This window comes from Nocardia vinacea NBRC 16497 (genome assembly GCF_000308835.1).
Classification (GTDB): domain Bacteria; phylum Actinomycetota; class Actinomycetes; order Mycobacteriales; family Mycobacteriaceae; genus Nocardia; species Nocardia vinacea.
The window spans coordinates 1-4,365 of record NZ_BAGN01000344.1 but is presented as its reverse complement, the minus strand read 5'-3'; the positions used below and the strand labels follow the sequence as shown (position 1 = coordinate 4,365).

Below are 4,365 nucleotides of genomic sequence, written 5' to 3'. Positions count from 1 at the left end.
GCCCCACCGTTCCGCCGTCCGGAACGACCGGCACCAGTTGCTGGGCGAGCTTCTCGGCGGCGGTGCCTTCCATGTCCGCGGTGAGCGCTTCGAGGATCTGCTGCTCGCGGGCCGCCTCGGCGGCGGGGCGGCCTCCCAGGTCCTCGCCGTGGTCTTCCGGATCGATTGGGTTGGGCATAGCCATGATCTGAATCTCCTTGCGGTAAACGGGATTACGCCGGGCGGCGCTTGGGCAGGTCGATCACCGGCGCCAGGGCGTCGGCGGTGTTGGTGTCGGGGCCGGTGAAGCGGTCCAGGCCAGGCAGCGGGCGCATGCGCTTGAGTTCGGCGTCGACCAGCTGTGAGATGAAGCCGAAGCGGGCGCGGCCATTGCTGACCTGCACCACGTCGCCCTTCTTCATGGCGCGCAACCGGTTCGGCGGAATCAGGAACTGATCCGAGGACTGGACATTGCCCTCGTCACCGTCACGGTTGCCGCTGATCAACTTGCGCGACAGCTCGAACTTCGGGCGGGTGCCGTACTTCTTGGCGAGGGTCTCCGGATCCGGGGACCGCATCAGCAGCGAGCCACCCGAGGCGGCGGCGACCAGAGCCGAACGGTTGTCGTCATCGTGGCCCAAGCCCTCCCAGGACTGCGCGATCCACCACGTGCCGATACCGGCCTTACGCAGGCGCTCCACCCACTTGACCGCGCGGGTCTTGCCATCGGAAACCGCGCTGAATTCGTCCACGACCATCAGCGATGTGCGGCCGTGCGGCTTGTCGGCGAGCTGCTCGAACATCGTGCCGAGCGCCCCGAACTGGGCACGAGCACGATCCGGCGTTTTGACGCCTTCCAGGACGATGTAGAGGGCGTCGAAATCGGTCAGCGCCTTGTCGCCGTCGAACGCATCACCCAACGCCCGGTACAGGTTCGAGAACTCCGCCCGCGCCGAGTTCATCACCGGCTGCTTGCCATCGAGAGTGGAGCCGATCTCCATCTCCACACCCGGAACGCCGGTCCACGGCGTCACGCCGATCTGTCCGCCCCACAGCTTCGCCAGCCGCTCGGGGTTGCACCGCGACAGGAACTCGATCCAGGACCGGGGCGGGTTGTGCCCGATCGGGGTCGGGATCCCGTCGATCAGCTCGATCCGGGCCGGGGCGTCCACGATCAGGTGGATCAGGGTCTCGCGGATCTCGTGGAAGTACTTCTCGGTGTCGGTGGTCGGTGTCGACCCGCCGGAGACCATCGCCGAGAGGATCGACCGCAGATCCGCCACGATGGCCTTCTGCTCCGCTTCCGACTTCTTCTCGAAGTCGCGCGGCCACATGCCCAGCGACACGTCATCGGGGAAGGTGCCGATCCGGTCGGACTGGACACCCAACGCGGCGAACCACTTCCGCATGCGGGCTGCGACCTTGCGGGACTCCGGTCCGCCGTTGCAGTCCACGACGATGACCAACGGCCGGCCGGGACGATCCAGGCGCCACCACTGCCGATGCCGCGTCCAGGTCGTGACGAACCACGACACCAGCACCCGCACCATCAGCGTGGTCTTGCCCGAACCGCTGGAGGCGACGGTGCTCATGTGCTCGGCGACGTTGATCCACGGCAGGATCAACCGGGTTTCGGTGCGCCCGGTCAACGACCGCAGCACCGAACGCGGCGGGGCCTGGTCGCATTCGACCGCCAAACGCCCGATCACCAACTCCGGGTTCAGTCCACCGGTCGTGAACGGCAGGCGTCGGCGCGCCAACCGGGTAGCGGCACGCTGCTCACGCTGGGCCTGCATATGCAGTGCCCGCTCTGTGCGGGCCGGGGACTTCAACCCGACCGTGGCCAGCTGCACGCGCCGGTTGGTGTGGGCGAGGGTCGCGGTCAGCCACGCTGCCGGGATCAGCAGCGACGCCATACCCAACAACCCGCCGACGTACTGGCCAGCCATGAAATCGGTTGCGGCCTGGGCGAAGTCACGGACCGGGGCGAACACATCCCACGCCCACAACGCCGCCGCACCCGGCATCACCAGGACGCTGCCGAACAACCAGTTCCGCAACCGCTGCGGCTTCCACCCCAGCAACGCCGCGGGAACCAGAATCGCCACCGTGCCCAGCAGCACCGTCACCAGCACCGCAGCACCCAGCAGCGCGCCGTCACCGACGCTGTCCCAGCTCCAGGACGAGAAGTCCGGCAGCCAACCCAGCGGGTCGTGATGCAACCCGATCGGGGGCATCTTCGGCTCGACATGAATCCCCGGCGCGGGCGTCGGTGTCGGTGTTGCAGATGCGGCCGGTGTCGGCGCGTACGGGGCGCAATCGCCCGGGGTGATCATCGGAGAGCAGGTCATGATCAGACCGCCTTTCCTTCATCGGGGTCTGTGACCTGGGTTTCTTCGTCAGGCTCTGTGGCCTGGGGGATTTCGTGATCAGAGGCTCCGCCCTCGATCACCCGGAGCTCGGGTCGCGGAGCCGAAGGAGAAGCCAGCAGTTCGTCTACATCGGCGAGACGAACCTTCGGGCCATCCGAGAGGTCCAAAGCACCAGCCGCAGAACGGATTACGTTCTTGACCGCCTCGCCTCGGCAGTAGTAGGTGACCCCGGCGCAATCCGCGGCTCGGGCGGCCTGCACCGCTTGCGCCATCGCGGACTTCGCCGCCGTGAGGTTTTTCGGAGACAGTTCGACCTCGACCGCCCACAACTCACCGGAGCTGGTGATGTAGCGGCCATCGTGAATGTGCGGGCGCGGCATACCAGACCGCGTCGGCGGCTGCTCAGACCGCAGCGCACGCTCGGAAATCCATCGATCCAGGTCCAACCCGACCAAGGCCAGGCGGATCTCGAGGGTGGTCCGAACATGGTTGGCCATCATCGGTCTGGGCACCCACGCACGCACCCACCGCCCGGTCAGCGCCTCAGCGCCGGTGCGGGTCGGATACACCCAGAACGCCCCAGGAACCGGGGTCACCCGCGTGTCGGCGATCATGCCCGCCGCAATCCATTTGCGGACGATGCGGTACGACCGATCCTGAGACACCTGCAGCATGGCTGCCACCAAATCCACTGGTGCGCCGTACATCTCGGCCAGAATTGTCAGCACCACCATGTCGCGCGGCGACAAACGAATGCTCACCGGTCCATCCCTTCTCGTTCGGCGCTGCGCGCGACCGCATCAGCCAAAGCACTGCCCGGCCGGTAGTTCGCGAGAGCACTGGTTTGCGGCCATGCCGAGCCCGGATCACCGGCCTGATCGAGGTCGTCACGGTCATGGCTGCGGTCCATCAGACCCGCAAAAACGGGCTCTGAACCCGCCACACCCACGCACGGTGTGGAACCAATTGCCCAGCCAGGCCCCGGATCCCCGGCCTGCTCCAACTCGGCGCGATCCACGCCGTGGCGCTCGGCCGCGCGCAGCTGGTGCTCACGAGTCGCCTTCTCCAAAGCGGCCAGCTGCGCGGGCGTCGCCTGCCGCTTCTGCGCGGCAAGATTGATGTCGTACAGGTGCGCTACCTGCTCACGGCCGTAACGGCGGAACGGGATCTTGCCCGCGATGTCCTGGCCATTGCGGCGCAAACCCTGCGCCTCGAGCTGGCGACGAGTCCGCAAATGCGGCGGCGCCATACGCCAGTCGTAAACCGGGATGCCGCCCTCAACACGCTGCGTGTCATCGGCTGGGGCGCTCATCGCTGCCACCCCGCCGGAGTCGGCACCGTCTGCGCCGGAACACGATTCACGTGCTGGCAGTCAGTGCGCTGCTCCTGGCCCGGCGCGCAGATATTCGGCGACGGAACATACGACTGCTGATCAATCCACGCGACCGAGCAGCCGACCATGCCGATCAGCAACCCAAACACCAACAGCGCCAGCTGAACCTGCGCTGGCAGCACACGGAAACCACGTCCCATCGCCGACGCGACGGCGGCGTCCGTCTTCGCAACCGGGCCGATCATCGCTGGAACCCCGAACGACGTGGCCGACGACGCCAGGCCGCCACCAACAGGACCAGGAACACCACCGCCAGCACGGTGCTCGGCGACAAGATGAACAGGATGAGCGCCAGAAGGAGCGGGATTACAAGGATCTCGGTCGCGGGCCTCATGCCGTGCGCCCCTGAACTACGTGTACGGGCTGCACGAGCGCGAGAACTTCGTCCCTGTCGAGCCGGATGGAGTGACCTCCGACGCGGTAGGCCGACACCTTCTTCTCGCCGATCCATCGCCGCAATGTGTTGGGGGCAATCCCAATCATCTCGGCGGCGATCTTGACCGTGACGAAGTTCGTTTTCGACCAACCGCTGTTACGTGGCCTTGGCATCTGATGTCCTCTCTTGAGCAAATCCGAGGTCCATGTGTGACCACGGTTACCTATGCAACTCCAAGTGTGACA

At 66.4% G+C, this 4,365-nt stretch carries 7 protein-coding genes; all 7 read right to left on the bottom strand.

The genetic code is table 11. The features are described from left to right. Window positions 1-184 (bottom strand): hypothetical protein (locus ON44_RS50730; protein WP_157187406.1); only part of this gene is annotated, 184 nt, incomplete at its 3' end. 28 nt (window positions 185-212) lie between these two features. Then, complete coding sequence (locus tag ON44_RS33960; protein WP_040698241.1) at window positions 213-2,330, bottom strand: type IV secretory system conjugative DNA transfer family protein; 2,118 nt, start codon at window positions 2,328-2,330, stop codon at window positions 213-215. A gap of 2 nt (window positions 2,331-2,332) precedes the next feature. Continuing rightward, window positions 2,333-3,112 (bottom strand): hypothetical protein, encoded by a 780-nt coding sequence (locus tag ON44_RS33955; RefSeq protein ID WP_040698239.1) that lies wholly within the window; start codon window positions 3,110-3,112, stop codon window positions 2,333-2,335. Next, window positions 3,109-3,663 (bottom strand): RRQRL motif-containing zinc-binding protein, encoded by a 555-nt coding sequence (locus ON44_RS47230; RefSeq protein ID WP_051182728.1) that lies wholly within the window; start codon window positions 3,661-3,663, stop codon window positions 3,109-3,111. Before ON44_RS47230 ends, ON44_RS33955 begins: the two co-directional genes overlap by 4 nt. After that, window positions 3,660-3,929, bottom strand: a complete 270-nt coding sequence (locus ON44_RS33945; protein ID WP_040698236.1) for a hypothetical protein — start codon at window positions 3,927-3,929, stop codon at window positions 3,660-3,662. Before ON44_RS33945 ends, ON44_RS47230 begins: the two co-directional genes overlap by 4 nt. Continuing rightward, complete coding sequence (locus tag ON44_RS50725; protein WP_157187405.1) at window positions 3,926-4,078, bottom strand: hypothetical protein; 153 nt, start codon at window positions 4,076-4,078, stop codon at window positions 3,926-3,928. The genes ON44_RS33945 and ON44_RS50725 overlap by 4 nt, the downstream gene beginning before the upstream one ends. Further along, window positions 4,075-4,365, bottom strand: a 291-nt coding sequence (locus tag ON44_RS33940) for a helix-turn-helix domain-containing protein (RefSeq protein ID WP_218007674.1), incomplete at its 5' end; no start/stop codon positions are given. The genes ON44_RS33940 and ON44_RS50725, both read right to left, overlap by 4 nt.

Coding starts and splice junctions, on each gene's coding strand:
- ON44_RS47230 (WP_051182728.1), bottom strand. CDS start 3,663: ATGAGCGCCCCAGCCGATGACACGCAGCGTGTTGAGGGCGGCATCCCG.
- ON44_RS33945 (WP_040698236.1), bottom strand. CDS start 3,929: ATGATCGGCCCGGTTGCGAAGACGGACGCCGCCGTCGCGTCGGCGATG.
- ON44_RS33960 (WP_040698241.1), bottom strand. CDS start 2,330: ATGACCTGCTCTCCGATGATCACCCCGGGCGATTGCGCCCCGTACGCG.
- ON44_RS50725 (WP_157187405.1), bottom strand. CDS start 4,078: ATGAGGCCCGCGACCGAGATCCTTGTAATCCCGCTCCTTCTGGCGCTC.